The following is a 22563-nucleotide window of genomic DNA, read 5'->3' as shown; positions in this document are numbered from 1 at the left end:
ACGGCCCGCCCCGCGTGCGCAGGATGTTCAGACGACCGTGATGAGCGGCGCGTACAGGCGCATCGCCGCGAGTGCCCGCTCGTGGTCCTCGTCGCTCGCTCCGGCGCACGCCTCGGCGACGACCGTCACGGTCGCGCCCGCGTCGGCCGCCGCCAGCGCGGTGGAGAGGACGCAGCAGTCGGTGGACACGCCGACCAGGACGAGGTGCGGACGGTCGCCGGTCACGGCCTGGAGGCGCGTCCCCCACTTGCCGAAGGACGTCTCGGTGACGACGGGGTCGCGTCGGTCCGCGGCGGCCGTCGCGAACGGCTCGGTCAGGTCCCAGAGCGGGTCGGTGTCCGGCACCAGTGCGAACGGCCACTCGCGGTAGTACGGCACCCACGCACCCTGCGGGTGCTCCGGGGCGACGAAGCGCGTGAACACCGTGCGGCCGGTGAACCGCGGCAGGAGCCGTTCGATCCCGGCGGCGGCGTGGTCGAAGCGCAGGGTCGCCCAGGGGCTGTCGCCGGTGAAGACCTCCTGCATGTCCACGACGACGAGCCACGCGTCGTCCGGCACCCCCGCGACGGCGTCGTCCACCGCGTTCACGCCTGCTCCTGCCGTCGGACCGAGCCCCGGGCGAACGCCAGCGTCCCGACGAACCCGACGACGAGCGCGACGAGCACCCCGAGGTTCGCGTACGCCCACGCACCGGTCCGGCCGCCGAGGCCGAACGGCTCGAGCAGGTAGCCCTGCCAGTTGAGCCAGGACGGCACCCCGTAGGTGTTCGTCACGAGTCCCCAGCCGAGGGCGGTCCCGACGACCACGAGTCCGACGGCGAGCCAGCGCACGTCGCCGTACCGGCCGCGGCGGTCCTCGAGCTCCCGCTCGGCGTAGGGCGCCCGGCGGATGACGACGTCGGCGACGAAGACCCCGCACCACGCGGCGATCGGCACACCGAGGGTCACGAGGAACGCTTGGAACGGCTGGATGAACGAGTCGGCGAAGAACACCACGTAGACGGCACCGGCGACCATGAACACGCCGTCCACCCCGGCCGCGACGGGCCGCGGGATCCGGATGCCGGCGCTCAGCAGGGCGAGCCCGGAGCTGTAGATGTCGAGGACCGCGCCGCCGACGAGCCCGAGGACCGCGACGAGCGCGAACGGGATGAGGAACCACACCGGCAGCACCGTCGTCAGCGCCCCGATCGGGTCGGCGGCGATCGCCGTGTTGAGGTCCTTCGAGGAACCGGCGAGCAGGACACCGAGGACGACGAGCACGATCGGCGCGAGGGCCCCGCCGAACGTGGTCCACCAGACGACCCCGCGCGTCGAGGCCGACCGCGGCAGGTACCGCGAGTAGTCCGCCGCGGCGTTCACCCAGCCGAGGCCGAACCCGGTCATCACGAGCACGAGCGCGCCGACGACGTTCTGGGCACTCCCGGCCGGCAGCGCGGCGATGGCGCCGAGGTCGATCGACGGCAGTGCCAGCACGACGTAGACGACGGTGAGCACCGCGGTGATGACCGTGATCCACGTCTGCAGGCGCATGATCACGTCGAACCCGGCGATGCCCGCACCGACGACGAGCGCGGCGACGACCACGAGCGCGACGAGCTTCGTCAGGACGCCGCCGTCCCACCCGAGTTCCCGGAACACCGTCGAGGTCGCGAGGACCGCCGCCGACGCCAGCGCGGTCTCCCACCCGACGGTGAGGATCCAGCTGAGGAACGCGGGCAGGCGGTTCCCGCGCACGCCGAACGCGGCACGACCGAGCACCATCGTCGGCGCCGAGCCCCGCTTGCCGGCGATCGCCACGATGCCGCACAGCAGGAACGAGAACGCGACCCCGATGACGGAGACGATCGTGGCCTGCCAGAACGAGATGCCGAACCCGAGGACGAACGAGCCGTAGGACAGGCCGAGCACCGAGATGTTCGCGGCGAACCACGGCCAGAAGAGGTCTCGCGGACGTCCCTTCCGGTCGGACTCCGCGATGACGTCGGTGCCCTGCCGCTCGACCGTGCGGACTTCCGGAGCTGTGCTCATGTGCGAAAGCGTAGTGCGCGGTCGAGACCCCGTCGCTACCCGAACAGGTTCACGGGCCGCACGATGTCGGCGTAGATGAGCAGTGCGCTCATGCCGGCGAGCAGCACCACGACGACCATCGTCAGCGGCATCGTCTTCGCCAGGTCGATCGGCCCCGGGTCAGCCTTGCCGACGAGCTTGAACGAACGGCGCTTCACGGCCTCCCACAGGGCGCCGGCGATGTGGCCACCGTCGAGCGGCAGCAGCGGCACCATGTTCAGCACGAACAGGCCGATGTTGAGCGACGCCAGCAGTCCGAGGATCGTGTACGCCTTGTCGACCACCGGGACACCCGACATCGACGAGACCTCGCCGATCGCGCGGCCGACGCCGACGACCGACACCGGGCTGTCCTGCGAGCGGGCCTGCGAGCCGAACGCCGCGTTCCACACCGCGACGAGACGCTGCGGCAGGTCGATGATGAGGTGCGCCGACGCCGAGATCTGCGCCCCGGTGGCCGGCAGCACGGCCGCGGGCGACTGCCGGACGAGCGACTGGCCGATGCTGACTCCGACGACGCCGACCTGCTGCGTCTTCGTGCTGCCGTCGGCGTTCTTCGCGACCGTGCCGTCCGCGGTGTAGACGTCCCGCGTGGCGGTCGTCGGCGTGACGTGCAGCGTCTTCTCGGCGCCGTCGCGGGACACCACGACGGTGACGTCCTCGCCGGCGGACTCCTGGAAGACCTTCGAGACCTCGGCGATCGTCGGGTCCTGCTTCCCGTCGACCGAGAGCACGACGTCGCCGGAGCGGATGCCGGCCTGCTTCGCCGGCGAGACGGCGTCACCCGAGGTGCACGTCGTCGCCTGGCTCGTCGGCAGCACGCAGTCGACGCTCGACGTGAACGTGGTCGTCGGGGCGCCGAAGCCGCACAGCAGCACCCCGAACAGCACGATGCCGATCACGAGGTTCATCGCGGGGCCGGCGACCATCACGATGATCCGCTTCCACGGGGTCAGTCGGTAGAACGCACGGGAGTCGTCGCCGCCGGAGTCCGCGATCTGCTCCGCGCTCGCCTGCCGGGCGTCCTGCACGAAGGCGCCGTACATGCCCGTGTTCGTGATCGCGCTCGGCCGGCCGGACGCGCGGGGCTTCAGCATGCCGACCATCGAGATGTAGCCGCCGAGCAGGATCGGTCGGATGCCGTACTCGGTCTCGCCGCGCCGGAACGACCAGATCGCCTTGCCGAAGCCCAACGAGTACTGCGTCACCTTGACGTTGAACAGCTTCGCGAAGGCCAGGTGGCCCAGCTCGTGGAGTCCGATCGAGACCAGCAGGCCGATGATGAAGACGACCACGCCGAGGACGAAGAGCAGGACGGTTTCGACGGTCACCGGGAAAGGGTACGGGACGGTTGCCATGACCGAGCCGAGCGCACCCTGAGAGGTGCACCGCGCCTCCTGGACCGTTCCGTCCGTCTGCTCCCGCAGCCGCAGGGACGTGACTGGAGGCGCGACCCGCGTCAGCGGGACAGCATGCGGTCGGCCGCGGTGCGCGCCCAGCGCTCCGCTGCCAGCACGCCCTCGAGGGACGACTCCCCCGCCGTGTGCTCGTCGACCACGCGCTCGACCGTGTCGACGATGTCGAGGAACGCGATCGCACCCGCGTGGAAGGCGGCGACGGCCTGCTCGTTCGCCGCGTTGAACACGGCGGGGAAGGTCCCGCCGAGCTGCCCGACGCGCTTCGCGAGCGCCACCGCACCGAACGCCTCGGTGTCGAGGGGCTCGAACGTCCAGGTGCTCGCGGTCGTCCAGTCGAGCGGCACGCCGACTCCGGGGACGCGGTCCGGCCACGCGAGCCCGAGGGCGATCGGCAGGCGCATGTCGGGCGGCGACGCCTGCGCGATCGTCGACCCGTCGACGAACTCGACCATCGAGTGCACGATCGACTGCGCGTGCACCGTCACGTCGATGCGGTCGTAGGGGACACCGAAGAGCAGGTGGGCCTCGATGACCTCGAGCCCCTTGTTCACGAGCGTCGCGGAGTTGGTCGTGACGACCAGGCCCATGTCCCACGTCGGGTGGGCAAGCGCCTCGGCCGGCGTGACGTCCGTGAGCTCAGCGCGCGATCGACCGCGGAACGGACCCCCGCTCGCGGTGAGGACGAGTCGACGGACCTCGTCCGCGGTGCCGGACCGGAGCGCCTGGGCGATGGCGGAGTGCTCGCTGTCGACCGGCACGATCTGCCCTGGGGCCGCGGCGGCCTGCACGAGCGGGCCGCCGACGATGAGGCTCTCCTTGTTCGCCAGGGCGAGCGTCGCGCCGGACTCGAGCGCGGCCAGGGTGGGGCCGAGCCCGACCGAGCCGGTGATGCCGTTGAGGACGACGTCCGCCTGGACGCTGCGGACCAGGCGTTCGGCGTCCTCGGCCCCGAAGGCCGTGTCGCGGACGCCGAAGCGCTCCGCCTGCTCGGCGACGAGGGTGCGGTTGCTCCCCGCCGTGAGGCCGACGACCTCGAAGCGGTCCGGGTTGCGCGCGACGACGTCGAGCGCCTGGGTGCCGATGGAACCGGTGCTGCCGAGGACGACGATGCGGCGCTTCGCCGGGCCGGCTCCGTCCGAGGCGTGCGGCGTCGGCACCACCGTCTCGCCCACGCTCAGCCCTTGGCGAGGATGTCGACGACGAAGACGAGCGTCGCGTTCTTCGGGATGCCCGAACCCTCCTGCGGGTTCGCGCCGTAGCCGTCCTCCGGCGTGACGACGATGAGGACCTGCGAGCCGACCTTCTGGCCGACGAGCCCCGTGACGAAGCCCTTGATGAGCGACCCCTCGGAGATGGTGAAGGTCGTCGGCGCGCCCTTCGACCACGAGGAGTCGAACTCCTTGCCGGTGTCGTAGACGACGCCCTTGTACTGCACGAGCGCGGTGTCACCGTCGGCGATCGTGGCGCCGCTGCCCTGCTTGAGGACCTCGACCGTGGTCTTGGACGGTGCCTTCACGCCCGACGGGATCGTGATCTCCGGCTCATCGTCGGACTTGTCCGTCACGGTCGGCAGCGCCGGGTCCTGCTTTTGGGCGGTGCCGTTCGCCTTCGTCGGGGTCTGCGCGACGATGTCGGCGACGACGACGATCTCGCCGCCGGTGTTGAAGCCGAGCGCCGACGACTGGCCGACCGCCGCGACGCGGTCGCCGACCTTGGAGCACGCGAGGAGGGCGCCGAACCCGGAACCGCCCACCGACAGGACCTGCGGGTTGCCCTGGTCGAACCCGACCGTGCCGAGCTTCTTCGCGTCGGACGCCTGGTACACGCTGTACGAGACCTGCGCGTAGTCACCGTCGTCGAGCGCCGCGCCCTTGCCGCGCACGACCGTGCTGGCCTGCGGGGTCTTCGCCGTCAGTCCGCCCGTGAACTTCACCGTCGGAGCAGTGGTGCCACCGAAGGCACCGGTCACGGTGATCGCCTTCGACGCCGAGCCCGGGTCGGGGCACGACGTGATGGCGGCTGCCTTCGCGCTCGAGGACGCGCTCGGGGTGGCGGTCGAACCGCTCGACCCGGAGCCGGAGCACGCGGCGAGCCCCAGCACGACGGCGGGGACGAGGGCGATCGGGAGGAGACGCAGACGCTTCACGAGGCCCTAGTCTGCCCCACGGATCTCGGTGCGCGGGACGTGGTGCACAGGAAAGGCCACCGAGCGAGCGATGAAGCAGAGGGCGTTGGCCCTCGCGTGCGCAGCCTCGGCGTCGGCGACGCGGTCCGCCTCGAGGATCGTGACGACCGGGTGCAGCGTCGCCTCGGTGAGTTCGCCGGACCCGTCGCGGTTGAGGTTCAGGCTCGCCGTCGCACGATCCTCGTAGGCGACGACCGTGAAGCCCTCGGTCACGGCGACGTGCAGGTAGCTCAGCATGTGGCACTGCGCGAGCGCGGCGAGGACGAGCTCCTCGGGGTTCCAGCGGTCGCGGTCACCGCGGAACGTCGGATCGGCGGACCCCTGCACGACGTGCTTCCCCGCCGCCCGGACGTCGTGGTCGCGGCCGTAGTCGCGGTAGCCGCTCGTCCCGGTGCCCCGGTCGCCGGTCCACTGGACGGAGACCTCGTAGGAGTGGTCGGACACGGTGTGCTCCTCGGTGATCAGTACGATTGCGGCATGACGGTGCTCCCCGACGTCCACACTGACCGCCATCCTCTCACCGCCGAGGGGTCGGTCGAACTGGCGGTCCTCGACCGCAACGGGTTCGACGAGAGCCGCCACGTCGGGGCCGGCGTGGTCGTCGCCGCGGACGGCACCGTGCTCGACGCGGTCGGTGACGTGCACGCCAGCGTCTACCCGCGCTCGACGATGAAGCCGTTCCAGGCAGTGGCCGTCCGCCGGGCCGGAGCCGTGTTCTCCGACGAGGAGCTCGTGCTCACGACCGCCAGCCACGCCGGCACGCCCGCGCACCAGGCCCTCGCACGCCACATGCTCGAGTCGTACGACCACGTCGAGGCCGACCTCGGCTGCCCGCCCGACATGCCGTTCGACCGCGCGACCGCCCGCACCATGGCCGAGCCGCGGCGCCTGGCGATGAACTGCTCCGGCAAGCACGCCGGCATGCTCGCGGCCTGCCGGGTCAACGGTTGGGACGAGGCGACGTACCTCGAGATGACGCACCCGCTCCAGCAACGGGTCCGCGACACCGTCGAGGAGTTCACCCACGAGACCGTCGACGTCGTGGGGACGGACGGGTGCGGCGCTCCGGTGTTCCCCCTGACGCTCGTCGGACTCGCCCGGGGCTTCGCCGGGGTCGTCGCACGGGCCGAGTCCGACACCGCGGCGCTCACCGACGCGGTGCTCGACCACCCGTGGGCGATCGACGGCATCGGGCGCGCCAACACGGTCACGATCGAGCGGCTCCGGGTGCTCGCGAAGCTCGGTGCCGAGGGTGTGATGGTGATGGGGCTCCCCGGTGGTGCAGCGGTCGCGGTCAAGACCCTCGACGGCGCACAGCGGTCCGGGACGCTTGCGGCACTCACCCTGCTCGAGCGGAACGGCATCGTGGACGCGGCCGGTGTCGCGGACGTCATGGCTGCGACGGGCGAGCAGGTGCTCGGTGGCGGCGTCCCGGTGGGGTCGCTCCGGGTCGGCTCCGGCCTGCGCTGAGGTCGCCGGGGTCACTGCGGCGCTCCGAGTCGCGGTCGCGGCGCTGCTGGCCGCGGTGCCTGCGTTCCGGGCTGCGGTGCCGATGCTCCGGGCCGCGGTGCCTGCGTTCCGGACTGCGGCGCCTGCGTTCCGGGCTGCGGCCCCTCGCCCCCGAGTCGCGGCAGTGTCGGCGAGACGGGGATCCCTCGACGTTCGCCGTGGTCGCGGACCGTGCAGCCGTGTCGGGTGACCTCGACGGCGACGTCCCACCGGCGCGGCAGGACGCTCAGCCCGGGGACGAGCACGACGGTCGTCCGTGCTGGCCGGCCCGGCGGTGGTCCGTCCGACCCGGCTCCGTGATCGACGACCACGACCGCCGTGTCGGTCGGCAGCGCAGGGCACGGGACGTCGCCCGGTGCAACCACAGACCGGAGGTCCGGACTGCTCGCCGACCGGGCCTCGGCCGTGGGCCCGGCGGCGGCGTGGACCTGGGCCGCGACGGCGCGGAAGACGGCCAGCGCGAGGACCCCGGTGCCGACGACGACGATGTGTGCCTGCGCGCGGTCGTCGAACGTGACGTCGCGACCGCCCGGTGTCGTCCCGAGCAGGATCGGCGGTCGGTCGGTCGGCGGCGCGTCGCCCCCGGGCGAAGCCGACGGCGCGCGATCCGGGTCCCTGGTGAGACCCGGCGCCCGGTCGTCCGGGTCAGGGGCGTGCCCCTGGACCTGGGCGTCCGGATCGGGGGCGTGCCCCTGGGCCCCAGAAGGGGCGTGCCCCGGGTTCCGGTCGAACACCGTCCGTCCGACCGCGGTGCGCTCCCGTGGGTGGACCACGGCGACGGGTGACCCGGCGTTTCCCCGGTCATCGCGACGCACCCGGTCCGTCCGGACCACGAGGACGTCGAGCACCGCACAGCACCCGGCAGCGCCGAGCAGCACCGCCCGCGTCGTCCCCGCCACCGGAGCGAGGACCCCGGCCGCGACCAGCACGGTCGCCACCCCGACCAGTGCGGTGCGGGCGACGAGCGGGGTCATGACCCCAGGTCACCACACGGCGACGACCCGACCACGTCGGCGTGGCTCGAATGTGGACAGCAGTGAGCGCCACGTCCCTGTGGACGAGGACGCTCCCGACGTCACTGCACGAGGAAGAACTGCTCCCCGATGTCCACACGGGCGCCACGCTCGACCCGGTACCGGCGACCCGGCTCACAGCGTCGGATCGACCCGTCGATGTGTCGGACGACCGTGCCGTTGCCGGAGAACCGGTCGGACACCCACAGGTCGTCGCCGTCGCGGCCGAGCTCGAGGTGGGTCTTCGAGACCGACTTGCCGGGGTCGTGCACGGTCAGGAGGTCGTCGAACCGCTCCCCCGGCTGCGGGCGCGGGAGACGACCGACCAGGCCGGTACCGTGGACGCCGAAGCGCTCGCCCGTGCTGAAGTGCAGCACGAAGGGCGCGTGCGTCGGCGTCGCGGACACGATGCGGGTCTCGTCGACGTCGTCCTCGAGGTCGCCGTCGGCGCTCGTCGGGGCGTCGGTCGCGACGGTGTCCGGCAGCGCGGGTGCGTCGACCCCGGGCAGGGGCGGCAGGGGTGCTGCGGACGGGACACCGATCGCGCCCGTGTCCGCCGCCGACGGTGCCGACGACGGGACGGTCGCGGATCCGGGAACGGGCGGGAGGAACGACGCGCCTCGGACCGGGGTCTCGGCATCGGGGGCGGCGTGCAGACCACGCGGGCGCTCGGCCGCATCGACGTCGGAGGGTGCGGCGTCGTCCGTGGTGACGGCGTCCCCGCCGTTCACCCAAGTCGGCAGCACACCGGTGCCACCGACGGGTTCCTGGACGTCCGTCGCGTCGGTCTCCGGGGCGCGGCCGTGCGCGCCACGGTCGGCCGAGCCGAGGCCGTCCGCGCCACGGTCAGTCGAGCCGAGGCTGTCCACGGCGGCGGCGTCCGGGGCGTCGCCGCTCGGGCCGTCGTCGTCCGGGGCGGCACCGTCCAGCGCACCAGCGCTCGGGGCGTCGCCGACCGGGGTGTCGACGTCCGGCGTGTTGTCCGGGCCGTCCGCGTCCGGGCCGGCGTCGTCGCCGGTCGCGGGCTGCGAATCGTCGGCGGCCCAGTCCGGTCGGGCCATCGGGAGCGGCACGATCGGACCGGTGAACGCCGCGGTCACCGCCGGTCGCACGGCGCCGCACTCGGCGCAGAAGATGTCGTCCGGCTCGAGGAGGTTCCCGCACACGTGGCACGTCGTCGCCTGCGACCCCGGGGTCACGAGGGGCGCGGGGCGGGGCGGACGCCGGTCGGCCAGCGGCTCGACCACCGCGGTGTCCCCGGGCTGCGGCGGCGAGACGACGGCACCGGGAACGGCACGGTCGTCGGTCGCTCGATCGGCACCGGACGTCGGATCCGCGGTGACGCCGGTGGACCCCCCGGTGGCCGCTGTCGAGTCGTTGGTCGCACCCGACCGGCCGACCCACCACGAGGGGCCGGACGGCGCGGGCGCAGCGGGCTGTTCGGTCGGCGGCGACCAGCGCGGGGCCGCGGCCTCGGGCGCTTGTGCGGAGCGTTCGGCGAGACGGGTGACCTCGGGGTCCTCCCCCTCGGCCGGGACCGACGGGTACGCGTTGGGGTCGAGCGGCGGCTCGGGCGGCTGCGGAGTTGCCGGCATCTCGGGTGCGCGCGGCGCCCTGGACCCGGCGGGCTGCTCAGGGACGATCCCCCCGACAGCACCGGGGGCGTCGGACGCACCGGAGCGTTCCGGATCCACCGGGTTCGCCGGCGCGGTGTGGCCGCCCGGGGTCGACTGTCCGGACCAGTCGGGCAGACCGGTCCCGGCACCGTGCACGTGGCTCGGAGCCGTCCGCGGGGAGAGGTCGTCGGGGCGTTGGACCGGCACGGCCGGCGGCTGCTGGGCGCTCCCGCGCTCGGCACCGGTCAGCCACGCACGCGTCGCCGGGTCGAGGGTCGACTCGGGGAGCCACGCCTCGGCCGCCGGGTCCTGACGTCGCCCGTGCAGGTCAGGCTGCTGCAGCGGCGGCGGCGGGGCCTGCTCGATCGGGGTCGTCGCCACCGGGCGCCGACTCGCCGCAGCGGTCACGGCACGTCCGCACTCACCGCAGAAGATGGCTCCGTCCGGGAGCGTCGATCCGCAGTGTTCGCATCTGATCACGTGTTCCGCCTGTCCTCACTCGGCCGTCCACGACGCTCGCCGGCCTGCACGCCATCGTAGCCGCGCCCCCCACCGGCTCCCTGTCCGCCGGTGGACCGTCGCCCCCGGGCCACCACCGCGGAGGCGACCGACGCGCCCCGCGACCGCGCGACGTCGACGACGCGGAGTGACCGCAGGGACACCGCCGCGCGGAAGCGCTCCCTGCGGGTCCGCCCGGCACGCAGGCTCGCGATCGCGTCGTCCGTCGCCGACCACATCCGGTCGGCCGCCGTCCGGTCGGCGTCGCTCGGGCCGAACACCGACCGGTCGGCCAGGGCCGCGAGACCCGTGCCGCCCTCACCCGGCGCTCCGACGACCGCTTCCCGGCGGGTCGCCGACCGCGCGACGTCGTGCCCGCGGTCGACCAGGGCATCCCGGTACTCGTCCCACGCGCCGACGATGCGCCCCCGGGGCGTCGGGGCTCGACGACGACGTCGGCGACGGATGCGCTTGAGCAGCACGATGACGCCGAACGGCAGCAGCACGAGCGCGGCGAGGCCCAGCACGGCGAGCAGCCACGGCAGCACCGCGAGCAGGATCTGCAGCCAGAGCGGCTGCACGGGTGGCGTGTTGCGGTCGCTCTGCGGCGGCGCCTGCTGCGACTGGTCCTGCTGCTCGGCCGGGGGCGGCGGGACGACCGTCTCCGGTCGCGTCACCGGCTGCGGCGTCTGCTGCTGCTCGTTCGGGATCTCGCGGACCGCGGGGTTCGGGTCGATCATGACCCAGCCCCACTGCGCCGTGTCGACCTCGATCCGTGCGGTCACGTCGGACCCGCGGAACGTCGTCGTCCGGCCGGAGGTCGCGTTCGCTCCGGTCCCGCCGCCGGCGTCGCCGCCCGCGGTGAACCCCATCACGACGCGCGCCGGGAAGCCGAGCTGGTCGGCCATCAGCGCAGCCGCGACCGCGTACTGCTCCTGGTCACCGATCATCAGCGGCGAGGTCAGGAGCTCCTGGATCCGGTCGGCTCCGTGCCCCGAGCGGCTCGCCCGGTCGTCCCCCACGCCGTGGCTCACGTACCCGTTGCGCTTCAGCGCCTCCACCGCGGCGACGAGCTTCGCCCCGTCGGTGCTCGCGTCGGCCGTGGTCGCCTCGACGGTGGACCGGATGGCATCGGGAACCGATCGCGGCGTCGGTACCGAGGCGCTGCCCGGACGGGCCGAGGCGAGCTCCTCGTCGGTCGGTTGCTCGGGCAGGACCGCGGTGAGGTCGTAGCGGGTCCCCTCGCCCACGCCCCCGACCACCGCGCCGGTGCCGGTCGAGCCGTTGTAGAAGAACGCGCCGCGCTCCTGCTCGGCGTCGGAGCCCGAGAACTCGACGCGCTCGAGGTCGCCCACCGTCGGCAGCCAGACCCCGCGGTACCCGTCGACCCGGACCCCGACGCGCACCGTCCTGCCGTCGACACCGCGGACGTCCACTGAGGTCGGGACTCGCTCGAAGGTGCCGGACGCCGCGGCGCCGGCGGACCCGCCCACGCGGTAGACGACGCCGTCGTACGTGTCGAGCGTGGCGATCCGGACGAACCCGTTCTCGGGCAGACCCGTCACCGTCAGCTGCGGCGTGTCCGACGCCGTGTCCTCCTCGTAGGCGCGGAAACCGCTGAGCGGGCTGATGTAATCGCGCGGGTCGAAGGGCTTCACGACGTCGGTCCGGGCCACGGTCCGCCCGACCGAAGGCGGCGCGACGAGGCCGAGCCCCGTGGCGACGACGGCCGCCGCGACGATCGTCCCCGTCCCGACGAGGGCCGGACGCAGCACCGACCGCGCCACCGGCACACGGGTTCCGATGGTCGTCGCGACGGCCACCGCGCGCCGGGCGTGCCGCACCGTCAACGCCCACACCAGGGCGATCCCGGTGAGCGCGACGGCCGTCGCGATCGACGTGTCCAAGCGAGCGGGTCCGACCACCACACCGGCCGCGAAGACCACCAGCGCCGGGATGCTGGCGAGTTCCTGCCGGGAGGCGCGGGTCGCCACGCTCACGCCGGTCACGGTGGCGACGAGCATCGTCACGAAGTACGGCACGAGCAGCGACTCGTAGGAGCCGACCGGCAGGCTGATGGTGACGAGCTGCTTCCAGCCGAGCGCCACGCCGGCGAAGAGGTCGACCAGGCCCTGGCCCGTGGGCAGGACGCCGTTCGCGCCACCAGGCACCGCGGCCGGCACGCCCGTGAGGGCGAACACCGCGACGGTCGCGACCGCCACGACCGCGGTCGGCAGGCGGAACACCGTGCCGACGAGCGCGACGAGGGTGCCGGACACGACCGCGGTGACGGCGGCGACGACCATCGCGTCGTCCCGGTAGACCGGCCACCACGCCACGCTCGCGACGGCGAGGACCAACCACACCGCGAGCGTCCCGCCCACGAGCCGCGAGGGTGCGAAGCGACGGGCGTCCCGGCGCGCGTCCCGTCGGACCGTCTTCCGTGCCCGGGTCTCCGGGCCCGCTGCGACGCTCATGCCGCCGACGCCGATCGGTGCAGGGCGTAGCGGAGGTCGTCCAGGTAGCCGATCGTCATCACCGTGAGGCCGGCGACGCGGAGGAACCGCGGCTGCGCCTCGGGCTCGCAGATCACCGCGACGACCTCGACCCCGATCGGGAACCGCGTCGCGGCGAGGCGCAGCGCGGGCAGTTCGACCGTCGAGCCCACCACGAGGAAGGCGACCGAGATCCCGGCGGTGTCCGTCCCGACGATGCGTGCGACCTCGGCGATCGGCAGGCAGGCGTCGGCGAGCCCGACGGACGCGAACTCGTCGAGCAGGCGGGTCGGGGTCACCGTCGGCAGCGGGTGCACGGCGTACACCGGGCGCTTGGCGAACTCCGGCGTCCGCTCCGACACCACGACCGTGACCTCGCGGCCGTCGCGGATCGCCCGGGCCCCGAGCGACGCCGCCGCGCTCACCGCGAGCTCGAACTCCTCGTCGTCGGCGAACTCGGCGCGCGACAGGCCGAGCGCGACCACGAGGTGCGAGCGCCGCGTGTCCTCGAACTGACGCACCATGAGCGCCCCGGACTTCGCGGTCGACTTCCAGTGGATCGTGCGGGGGTCGTCCCCGGGCATGTACTCGCGGATGGCGTGGAAGGCGATGTCCGACGGGGACAGGTCGGTCGTGGCCTGGCCCTCGAGGTCCCGCACGAGGCCGGTGCTCGTCGACGGGATCGCGATCGTCCGGGGGTGCACGATGACCTGCTCCCGCGCCGTCCACACGATCTCGCGCCGGACCAGCCCGACGGGGTCCGCTCGGACACCCGTCACCGGACCGACGTCCAGCACGCCGCGCCGGACGGTCGGGACGGGGACCTCGCGCTCGAACGTGCCGCGAGGGCCGATCGACGGGATCGCCACGTCCACGAGACCGGAGCCCACCGGCACCTCGACCGTCGTCGGTACCGACGGCAACCGCACGGGGTTCTCCGCCGTGACCACCACGCCAGCTGCATCCCCCACCGCCACCCGGTGCTGCGGCAGACGCATCCGGATCACGAGTCGCGACCGACCGATCAGCGCGACCGCGGCGACCACCACGAGGAGTGCCCCGGCGAAGCCGACGACCACGACCTCGCGCAGGCCGAAGCGGTACCCGACGACGAAGGCGACCAGCGTGAGCGCGGCGACCGTCCATCCCAGGCCGGTGACCACGGACGAGACCTCTGCCCACCCGCGCTTGACGAGCCTCCAGGCCGTCGACCAGGCCCGTGCGAGACCGACGACCGCATCCGCTGCCACGCCGTCACGGTCCCCGACCAGGCGTGTGCGGACGTTGGTGAGGCCGGCGACCGTCCCGGTGCGCTCGTACGCCGTCGAACCGCGACGCGACCGCGTCGAGGACGGACGGCGCGAACGCGTCGAGACGGGCCGGCGGTCGGTCACGACGCGGCCCGGTCCGCCGGCGGCGGGGTCTCGACCAACAGCTGTGCGACGACGCTCGTCGCGCTGACGCCGTCGAACTCGGCCTCGGCGTCGAGCACCAGGCGGTGCGCCAGGATCGGTACCGCGAGGGCCTTCACGTCGTCCGGTGTCACGTAGTGACGGCCGGCCAGCGCGGCGAAGACACGGGAAGCGCGCATGAGCCCCATGGCGCCGCGGACGCTGACGCCGAGCCGGACCTCGCTCGCCGAGCGCGTCGCGTCCACCAGCCGGGCGACGTAGTCCGCGATCGTCGGGTCGACGTGGACCGACCGCGCGAGCGTCGCCATCTCGGTGATGGTCGCCGCCGGCACCACGCTCGCCAGCGGGACCGAGCTCGACGGCGCCGACGACGTCTCGAGGATCTTCACCGTCGCCGCGTGGTCCGGGTAGCCGATCGACGCCTTCATCAGGAAGCGGTCCAGCTGGGCCTCCGGCAGCCGGTACGTGCCGGCCTGCTCCACGGGGTTCTGCGTCGCGATCACCATGAACGGCGCAGCGAGTCGGTGGTTGACGCCGTCGACCGTGACCGCGGACTCCTCCATCGCCTCGAGCAGTGCCGACTGCGTCTTCGGGCTTGCACGGTTGATCTCGTCAGCCAGCACGATGTTCGAGAAGATCGGGCCCCGGTGGAAGTCGAACTCCTGGGTCTTCTGGTCGTAGACGCTGATGCCCGTGATGTCACCCGGCAGCAGGTCCGGCGTGAACTGGATGCGGTTCGTCGACCCCTGCACGCTCTGGGCCATCGCGCGCGCCAGGCTCGTCTTGCCCGTGCCGGGGACGTCCTCGAGCAGCAGGTGCCCCTCGCTGAGCATCGCCGTGACCGCGAGACGGATCACGAACGTCTTCCCGAGGAGCACCTGCTCGACGTTGGTCACGATGCGGCCTGCGACGTCGGCGAACCAGGTGGCCTGCTCCGGGGTCATGCTCATGCGGTGTCGTTCCTCGTTCTCGGGGATGGCAGTAGGGGCAGCGTAGGGCAGGGCGGGGACGGGACTCAGGTGCCGGAGGCGCGGGTGATGTCGAAGGTGTCCGGGCGCGGATCGGTGTTCCCGTTGACGGTAGCGGTCACCCGGATCGCATCGAACCCCGACGGCACGGTGTCGCTCAACGAGTACTTGCCGCCGTTGTCCGGCTTGTCCTCGGTGCAGCTGTAGGTGCCGAGGAGCTGCCTCGTGCAGTACTCCACCTTGTACGACGGCTTGTAGACGTCGCTGGCGTTGCCGTTGTTGTCGGGCGGGTTGACGACGGGGAGCTGGCCCTCGACCGCGCTGACGATGCTGGCGTGCGTCGTGTAGGCCGTCCCGGTGGACGCGGCGCTCGACGCGCAGTAGTCACCGTCCGTCGCGCACGAGGTGAACACGACGCTCGTGGCGATGCCGTTGCCCGCGCCGGCACCGAGCGACGCGGTGCCGTTGAACCGGACGGGCGTTCCGCCGTTGACCGAGTAGTACAGGTAGCGGGTCGATCCGGACGCGGTCGCGGTGATCACGAAGTTCTGTGGGTTGCGACCATCGGCGTCGACGCTCACGCTGCCGGTGGGGGCATCGGGTGTCTGGAAGCCCTCGACGCTCGCGGGCTGGGACGCCGAGCAGAAGAGTCCGTTGTCGGCGTACGCGACGTAGCGGTACTGGCTCGTGATCGTGTCCGATGCGCTGCTGGTGTTCCACACCCGCTCGGCGCCGTCGGTGGAGCAGCCGGACGGGATCGGCGTGCTCGCGGCGTACTTCGCGATCTTCCACGAGGGCGTTCCGCCGGCCCAGTCGGACTCGGTGGCGTTCAGGGAGACCGCCGTGCTCGAGCCGCTCCGGTCGCCCGTGGCGGTGAGGTTCGGCGTCGCGGGTGACCCCACGGCGGAGCCGCTCCCGGACGCCGAGTTCCACTGCACGACCGTGCCGTTGCGGTCGGCGCCGTTCCGGGCCGAGATCGTCACGGTGTACTTGGCCCCGCTCTGTGCGCCGGTGAACGACGTGTTCGTCGCCGTGCCGGTGCTCCGCGTGGTGGAGAGACCCGGGCCCTCGATCGTCACGACGTAGTTGTCCACCGCGCTTCCGTTGTTCGGCGCGGCCACCTGGTTCCACTGCACGTCGAGTTGGTTCGGCGTGCTCGTGCTCGGGGTGACGGCGATGCCCGTCGGCGGGGCGGGGACGAAGTCCGCGCTGATCGGGCTGGAGTTCGCCGAGGCGTCCGAGTCCCCGACCGCGTTCGTCGCCACGACGGAGAACTGGTACGAGCCCTTCGGGTCGAGACCCGTGATCGTGCACACCGTCGCGGTCCCGCAGTCCTTCGCGACCCCGTTGGTGCCCTGCAGTCGGTAGCCCGTGATCGGCGAGTTGTTCGCCTGCGGGGTCGACCACGTCAGGGTCGCCTGGCCGCCCTGGTAGGAGCCGGTGCGGGTGGGGGCACCCGGTGCGTCCGGCACGTCCTGCACCGAGATGGTGACGTCGCCCCAGACGTAGCGGTCAGGGTCGTCCGTCGCGTCGGCCACCTGGTACTGCAGGTGCGTGTCGACGGGCTTGGCGTTGTCCGACACGCTGACCTGCAGGCGGGACTTGTCGGCGCTCGGCGTGACGGTCACGCCGCCGGGCAGCCCGCCACCGAGCCCGCGGATGTTCACGACGCGCAGCCGCTGGCCCGGGAACGGGTTCGTCGGCTGGTCGTTGGCGAGGACGTCGATCGTGGTCGTCTGGCCACGCTTCGTTACGGACGTGTCGGCTCCCGGCTGCACGAGCGGTCGCGTCGAGGCGACGACGTCCACGGTGATGACGCCCGACCGGCCGGCATTGGCGTCGTCGGCGACCCCGATGCCGATCGAGGCGGTGGTGTTCTTCTTCGCGGTGTCGGCGACCGTGATGGTCAGGGTCTGGCCGCTGATCGTCGCGGTGGTCCCGTCGCTCGGCTTGCTGACGACGGAGTACTTGAGCTCGGGCAGGTCCTGCGGGTACGGGTAGTCGGTGAGCTTGCCGAGGTCGATGGTGCGCGACTCCCCCGGCTGCATGTCGACCGCGGAGCCGGTGAACGCGGGCGGCTGGTTGGACCGGGGCGTCACCTTGATCGGCAGCACGAGTGTCGCGACCCGGCCCTTGCCGCCGTTCGCGTTCGACCCGTCGGTGACCTCGAACGAGATCGACGCGTTGCCGTAGTAGAGCTTCGACGAGGTGAACTGCAGCGTCGAGGAGTCGACGACGAGCCCCTGGCCGTTCGCGTGCGTCGCCTTCACCGTGCCGCGGTCGGTGATCTTCGCGGTCTGCCCGTTCGCGGTGACGACGTACTTCGACAGCGGGATCCGGACGGTGGCTTCGCTCTTCACGGTGATGGCGCCGGCGGTGCGGTTCACCTGGGGCAGGGCGTCGTCGAAGCCGGGGACGTGGATGAACCCGTAGGAGACGATGTCCGGGTGGTCGACGCGGGCGACCGAGAACGGGATGACCTGCGAGTCGTCGGACAGCCGGACGACGATCCGCCCGTCGTCGGTGGTGCGGGCGTTGTCGCCGTACCCGTCGACGACGCCCACCTTGAGGTCGGCGGTGGTCCCCTCGGCGAAGAAGACGTTCTCGAGCACGTCGACGGTCACGCTCTGCCGGTGCAGGATGTCCTGCAGGTCGAGCGTGGTGTCGTCGACCTCGGGGCGCAGCGGCAGAGCGTCCGGGTCGACCGTGACGGTGAGGAAGGCCGTGCTCGCGCCGCCGTTCTCGTTCGTCACCGTGTACAGGACCGCGTAGTCGCCGCGCTTCGCCGACTTGGGCGGCGTCACCCGGATCTGCTGCTTCTGCAGGATCTTCGCCGAGACGCCGTCGGCGGTGGGCTCGGCCTTCGTGACGGTCAGCTGGCCGCCCTCGGGGTCGGAGTCGTTCTGCAGCACCCTGACGGTCACCGATCCACCCGGACGGATCGTCACGTGGTCGGCCTCGGCGACGGGGTTCGACGCCTGTTCTGCCCGCGGCGCGATGCCGACGCGCACGGTGCCGGTCGCGCGGGCGCCGAGGGCGTCGACGACCGTGTAGGTGAACTCGTCGGTTCCCGCCGAGTAGTCGCCGGCCTCGTACGTCAACGCGTCCGTGGAGACGTCGGCGACGGAGCCCTTGTCGGGGTTGGACGCGACGCCGACGAGTTGCACGGAGTCACCGTCGGGGTCGATGCCGTTCAACGGGATCGACACGCGGACGGACTGTCCGGCGACGACCCGCGCGGTCACGGTCTGCGGGACGGGCGGGTTGTTCGTCGCGGCGTCGCGTTCGCGCACCGAGATCGACACCGTCGCGTCGGCGTACTGCCCGTCGGGTCCGGCGACCCGGTACACCGCGGTGTAGTTGCCCGGGGTCGTCGGCGCGAGGTACCGCAGGTGGTCGCCGGAGACGAACAACAGGCCGCCGTCACCGGGCACGTTCTGCACGAGGTCGGGCTGCAGCGTGAGGGGCTCCCCCTCGGGCTGCGTGTCGTTGTCGAGCACGTCGATGTTCGCGACGTCGCCCACGCGGACGGTCGCGCTGTCCGGCTGCGCGACGGGCGGCTGGATCCGGTCCGGCTTCGGGATCTCGACCACGGTGATCGTTCCGGTCGCCGAGGCCAGACCGTTCGTCTCGGTGTAGCCGAACGAGACCGGACCGTCGAGCGGCGCGGTGAGGGTCACCCGCACGGTGTGCTGGTCGAGGATGCTCGCCTCGACGCCGGAGCCGCGTTCGGGCCCGTCGAGCGCGGTCACGAGCAGGACGCCGCCGGCCGGGTCGATGTCGGTGGCGGTGACGTCGGTGTCCTTCGTCGACAGGGTGTTGACGAACACGGTCTTCGGCGTCGTGATCGGCGCGGTCGACGCGTCCGGCGGGGCGAGGATCGTCACGCGCACGATGCCGCTCGACGTCTTCGTGCCGTCGGTCACGGTGTACTCGAGCTGGTGCTCGCCCGCACCGGCGCCCTGGACCCGGAACGTCCCGGAGTCGTAGCTCGGGGTGACCGTCAGGCCGGTCGACGAGGACACACTCGTGAGCGTGACCGTGCCGTTGCCGCCGCGGACGTGGTCGAGCGGGTCGACCGTGAAGGCCTTGCCCGCGTAGCCGCGCACGGGGAACGGGTCGGCGTACAGCGGCACGCTCCCCTGCTTCGCGACGTGGATCGTGACCGAACCCCGTCCGTCGGCACGTCCGTCGCTCACCACCAGCTGGACCGCACGGTCACCGGTGCGCGCGCTCGTGTTGCGGTAGTCGAGCAGGCCATCGGGCGTCGTCGACACCCGGTCCCCGTCCGCTGCGGTCGCCGACTTCAGGTACACCGGGTCGCCGTCGGGGTCGACCCAGTCGCCGAGCACGTCGGAGACGACGTGGCCGTTCTGCACGACGTCGGCCGATGTGTCGCGGACCTGACGGGGTGCCTCGTTCTCGGACTCGGGGCGGACGGTGACCCGCACCGTGGCGGTGTCCGACCCGCCGTTGCCGTCGGTGATCGTGTACGGGAACGACACGGTGCCCGTTGCACGCCCGGACAGGGTGATCTGCAGCCGCTGTCCGTCGCCGACGATGGCCACCTTGCCGATCGCGTCGTCGATGGTGCCGACCTCGCTCACGATGATCGGGTCACCGTTCGGGTCGTAGTCGTTCAGGAGGACCGGGAGGCTCGTGGTGCGTCCAGGACGAGCGCCCAGGTCGTCGTCGACCGCCACCGGCGGCTTCTGGTCCTTCTCGACCTCGGGGTCGTCGTCGGAGACCTGCTCCTGCTGCTGGTCCTCGTCCTTCTTGATGAGGTCGGCCCAGTTGTCGATGAGCTGCCCGCTGCGGTCGATCGCCCAGGAGCGTCCGCTCTGCGGGTCATTCGCGACGACCGTCTCGCCGTTGTGCAGGATCTGCAGGTCGCCCGTGCCCGCGGTGCTCTGGAGCCGCTGCAGCCCGGATCCCCTGCAGGTGTCCATGGCCTGCCCGCCGGCCCACGCCGCGTACGTGCAGGTGCCCACGACGGTGGGTCGCGCGGCCCGGCCGGACACCTGGAGCGCGGTGGAACTGACGTCCCCGGAGGCCGAGACCCGGACGAGCCCGGCGGTGCCGGCGACGACGACCTCGGATGCGTCGTCGGCCGAGTGCTGCAGGGCGGGTGCGCTGCCGACCCGGTCACCGAGCTCGACCGTGCGACCGTCCACGGACATCCGTCCCGAGGTGCGGTCGAGGACCGCGAGGTGGTCCCCGAAGGACGCGACCTGGAAGTCGTCGGCACGGTCCATCTTGACGGTCCACCGCTTCGCGACGGTCGGCGTGGTGCCCACGTCGACGAGCGCTGCGGAGCCGGTCCGCGGCGAGTAGACGGCGACGTGCTCGTCGGAGGCGTCGAAGACCGCATCGGCACCGAGGGTGAGGTCGGCCTTGGTGGACGCGTCGAACTCGCCGAGGTCCTTCGCGGGGGTCGCCCAGAGCTCGCCGGTGTCCCCGTTGCCGATCACCGCCGTGGACCCGGCGAAGAACACCTGCGGGGTCCCGGCCGGCAGTGTGACGGGATCGGCGACCGTGGCGTCGGCGACGTCGACCTTCGCCACGGTGCCCTTGGTCTCGTCCACGCTGTAGACCGTCGACCCGCGCTGCAGGACGGACAGGTCGTCGCTCGCGGTCTCGACCGCGGTGTTGAGCTGCAGCACCCCGGTGTTCGCACGACCGACCGCCCCGTACTCGGCCGACGGCACCCAGACGGTGCCGTCGCCGAGGTCGACCCGCTGCGTGTGGTACCCGCTGGAGACGACGGCCGCGGTCGCGACGACCGCACCGACGACGACCGAGGCGCCGACCGTCACCGCTGCGGACCGGTGCTTCGCGAGGAACGCCCGGATCACCCGGCACTCCCGATCGTGGCGCACTTCTGTGCGCTCGCGACCCCGGTCTTGCCGTCACGGTTGACCGCGACGGCGATGCACTCCTCGTCGCCCTCCTGCCCGGAGACGACGAAGCTGGTGCCCGTCTGCTGGCTGGCGGCGCCGTTCGACGAGATGACGTAGGTGTCGCCCGAGCGCAGTCCGGGGTCCGCCCAGGTGAACGTGACGGACGACGGCGACGGCTCGGCTCGGACGTCGGCGACGACCGGGATCGCACCCGAACCGAGCCGCCCGATCACGAGCACGGTGGCGACGGCGAGGGCCGCGACCACGACGACCGCGATCGAGGTCGCCCAGACCAGGGTCGAACGCGTCCGACGACGGGCGCGGGTGACGGAGCCGGTGCGGTGAACCGTGCCGACGCTCTGCCCCGCCGACACAGCGGACCCGCCCTGCACCGCCTTGCGGGTCCGACGGCGTGCCCCGACCCGGGTCGGGGGCTGGAGTTCACGGATCATCGTCCGGTCGCCGGCAGGGGTGGGCGTCGCGACGGCCCACGCCTCGACCGCCACGTCCGCCGACGTCTGCGGGATGCCGAGCTCGGCCTCGACCTGCTGGAAGCCGCGGACGAGCTCCATCACCGTCGTGGGGCGCCCGGCGACCTTGCGGGACATCGCGGCCGCGAGCAGGCGTTCGAGGGAGGGCGGGACGTCGGTCCGGCCGGTCGGCTTCACGCCGCCCTTGTCGATCCGCCCCATGAGGTCGGCCGCGCCGTTCTTGCCACCGCGGACCTCGAACGGGCTGCGACCGGCGAGCAGGGAGAAGACCGTGGCGGCCAGCGAGTAGACCTCGGACTGGATCGTGCCGCGCGACTCGTCGATGAGCACCTCGGGCGCGGACCACGGGATCGACATGCCGATCGGCTCGTCCGGGTCGGCCTCCCCGATGGTCGCCGCGATGCCGAAGTCGGAGAGCACGGGGTTGCCGTAGGCGGTGAGCAGGATGTTGGACGGCTTGATGTCGCGGTGCAGCACGCCTTCACGGTGTGCCGTCTCGAGCGCGGAGCCGATGCGGATGCCGATCGCGAGGACCTCGGACACGGGGATCGGCTCGCGCCGGTACCGCTCGCTGAGCGACGACGAGCAGAGTTCCATCACCAGGTACGGTCGACCGTCGGAGGCCACGCTCGCCTGGAACACCGTCAGGATCGACGGGTGCGTGCTGAGGCGCGCCATCAGGTTCGCCTCGGCCTGGAACATCTGCCGGACGCGGTCGTCGACGACCTCGTCGAGCAGCACCTTCACCGCGACCTGCCGGCGCGGCATGTCCTGCTCGTAGAGGAAGACGTCGGCGAAGCCGCCGGAACCGAGGACGTGCACGGGGCTGAAGCCCGCGATGACGGGCGGGGTGGACGGCAGGCGTCGCGCCATCGTCACTCCTCCCCGGCCGAGCGGCCAGCTCTCTCGTCACGGCCATGCCATTGTACGAACCGTGGGTGACCGACATTCCGCACTCCGCGCACGGCCGCTGGCCACCCGCCCCCCAG

Annotated in this window: 14 protein-coding genes and 1 pseudogene; 1 reads left to right on the top strand and 14 read right to left on the bottom strand. The window is 72.5% G+C overall.

Translation table 11 applies throughout. The features are described from left to right. Positions 1-27: 27 nt before the first annotated feature. The 6 genes from ACNQOV_RS03090 to ACNQOV_RS03065 form a co-directional block, all read right to left on the bottom strand. Positions 28-588 (bottom strand): cysteine hydrolase family protein, encoded by a 561-nt coding sequence (locus ACNQOV_RS03090; protein ID WP_416393345.1) that lies wholly within the window; start codon positions 586-588, stop codon positions 28-30. Next, positions 585-2030 (bottom strand): purine-cytosine permease family protein, encoded by a 1446-nt coding sequence (locus tag ACNQOV_RS03085; protein ID WP_402263271.1) that lies wholly within the window; start codon positions 2028-2030, stop codon positions 585-587. Before ACNQOV_RS03085 ends, ACNQOV_RS03090 begins: the two co-directional genes overlap by 4 nt. A gap of 35 nt (positions 2031-2065) precedes the next feature. After that, positions 2066-3400: a M50 family metallopeptidase gene (locus ACNQOV_RS03080; RefSeq protein ID WP_416393343.1), complete on the bottom strand. Its 1335-nt coding sequence runs from the start codon at positions 3398-3400 to the stop codon at positions 2066-2068. A gap of 128 nt (positions 3401-3528) precedes the next feature. Then, positions 3529-4659, bottom strand: a complete 1131-nt coding sequence (gene dxr, locus ACNQOV_RS03075) for a 1-deoxy-D-xylulose-5-phosphate reductoisomerase (protein WP_416393342.1) — start codon at positions 4657-4659, stop codon at positions 3529-3531. A 2-nt stretch (positions 4660-4661) separates the two neighbouring features. Further along, positions 4662-5633, bottom strand: a complete 972-nt coding sequence (locus ACNQOV_RS03070; RefSeq protein WP_416393340.1) for an FKBP-type peptidyl-prolyl cis-trans isomerase — start codon at positions 5631-5633, stop codon at positions 4662-4664. A 6-nt stretch (positions 5634-5639) separates the two neighbouring features. Continuing rightward, the gene (locus ACNQOV_RS03065) at positions 5640-6116 is read right to left on the bottom strand and encodes an OsmC family protein (RefSeq protein ID WP_416393339.1); all 477 of its coding nucleotides are present in this window, start codon (positions 6114-6116) and stop codon (positions 5640-5642) included. 33 nt (positions 6117-6149) lie between these two features. On the opposite strand from ACNQOV_RS03065, the gene ACNQOV_RS03060 reads away from it, so the two are divergent. After that, positions 6150-7142 (top strand): asparaginase, encoded by a 993-nt coding sequence (locus ACNQOV_RS03060; protein ID WP_416393338.1) that lies wholly within the window; start codon positions 6150-6152, stop codon positions 7140-7142. Between the two features lie 11 nt (positions 7143-7153). Here the strand turns inward: ACNQOV_RS03060 and ACNQOV_RS03055 are convergent, their stop codons facing one another. The 8 genes and pseudogenes from ACNQOV_RS03055 to ACNQOV_RS03020 form a co-directional block, all read right to left on the bottom strand. Continuing rightward, positions 7154-8155 carry a hypothetical protein gene (locus ACNQOV_RS03055; RefSeq protein ID WP_416393337.1) on the bottom strand — a complete coding sequence of 334 codons (1002 nt, stop codon included), beginning with the start codon at positions 8153-8155 and terminating at the stop codon, positions 7154-7156. A gap of 101 nt (positions 8156-8256) precedes the next feature. Beyond that, on the bottom strand, positions 8257-10191 hold the full coding sequence (locus tag ACNQOV_RS03050) for an FHA domain-containing protein (protein WP_416393432.1): 1935 nt from the start codon (positions 10189-10191) through the stop codon (positions 8257-8259). 30 nt (positions 10192-10221) lie between these two features. After that, positions 10222-10290 (bottom strand): annotated as a pseudogene (locus ACNQOV_RS03045) (zinc-ribbon domain-containing protein); the annotation flags it as partial. Beyond that, a complete protein-coding gene (locus ACNQOV_RS03040; RefSeq protein WP_416393335.1) occupies positions 10287-12785 on the bottom strand; it encodes a transglutaminaseTgpA domain-containing protein in 2499 nt (832 codons plus the stop codon). The gene ACNQOV_RS03040 and the pseudogene ACNQOV_RS03045, both read right to left, overlap by 4 nt. After that, entirely contained in the window at positions 12782-14053 is a 1272-nt protein-coding gene (locus ACNQOV_RS03035) for a DUF58 domain-containing protein (RefSeq protein ID WP_261974835.1), read from the bottom strand. The genes ACNQOV_RS03040 and ACNQOV_RS03035 overlap by 4 nt, the downstream gene beginning before the upstream one ends. 140 nt (positions 14054-14193) lie before the next feature. Further along, positions 14194-15165, bottom strand: a complete 972-nt coding sequence (locus tag ACNQOV_RS03030) for an AAA family ATPase (RefSeq protein WP_416393334.1) — start codon at positions 15163-15165, stop codon at positions 14194-14196. A 65-nt stretch (positions 15166-15230) separates the two neighbouring features. Continuing rightward, on the bottom strand, positions 15231-21038 hold the full coding sequence (locus tag ACNQOV_RS03025; protein WP_416393332.1) for an Ig-like domain-containing protein: 5808 nt from the start codon (positions 21036-21038) through the stop codon (positions 15231-15233). Next, positions 21035-22447, bottom strand: a complete 1413-nt coding sequence (locus ACNQOV_RS03020) for a serine/threonine-protein kinase (RefSeq protein WP_402263300.1) — start codon at positions 22445-22447, stop codon at positions 21035-21037. Before ACNQOV_RS03020 ends, ACNQOV_RS03025 begins: the two co-directional genes overlap by 4 nt. Positions 22448-22563 lie beyond the last annotated feature (116 nt).

Origin of the sequence: Curtobacterium sp. LFS084, from assembly GCF_047977705.1 — a bacterium.
Taxonomy (GTDB): Bacteria; Actinomycetota; Actinomycetes; order Actinomycetales; family Microbacteriaceae; genus Curtobacterium.
Note: the sequence above shows the minus strand (reverse complement) of the source record. Positions and strands in the feature narration are given on the sequence as shown.

Excerpts from the sequence above, each read along its gene's own strand:
- ACNQOV_RS03085 (WP_402263271.1), bottom strand. The coding sequence starts at position 2,030 with ATGAGCACAGCTCCGGAAGTCCGCACGGTCGAGCGGCAGGGCACCGAC.
- ACNQOV_RS03060 (WP_416393338.1), top strand. The coding sequence starts at position 6,150 with ATGACGGTGCTCCCCGACGTCCACACTGACCGCCATCCTCTCACCGCC.
- ACNQOV_RS03055 (WP_416393337.1), bottom strand. The coding sequence starts at position 8,155 with ATGACCCCGCTCGTCGCCCGCACCGCACTGGTCGGGGTGGCGACCGTG.
- ACNQOV_RS03040 (WP_416393335.1), bottom strand. The coding sequence starts at position 12,785 with ATGAGCGTCGCAGCGGGCCCGGAGACCCGGGCACGGAAGACGGTCCGA.
- ACNQOV_RS03030 (WP_416393334.1), bottom strand. The coding sequence starts at position 15,165 with ATGAGCATGACCCCGGAGCAGGCCACCTGGTTCGCCGACGTCGCAGGC.
- ACNQOV_RS03020 (WP_402263300.1), bottom strand. The coding sequence starts at position 22,447 with ATGGCGCGACGCCTGCCGTCCACCCCGCCCGTCATCGCGGGCTTCAGC.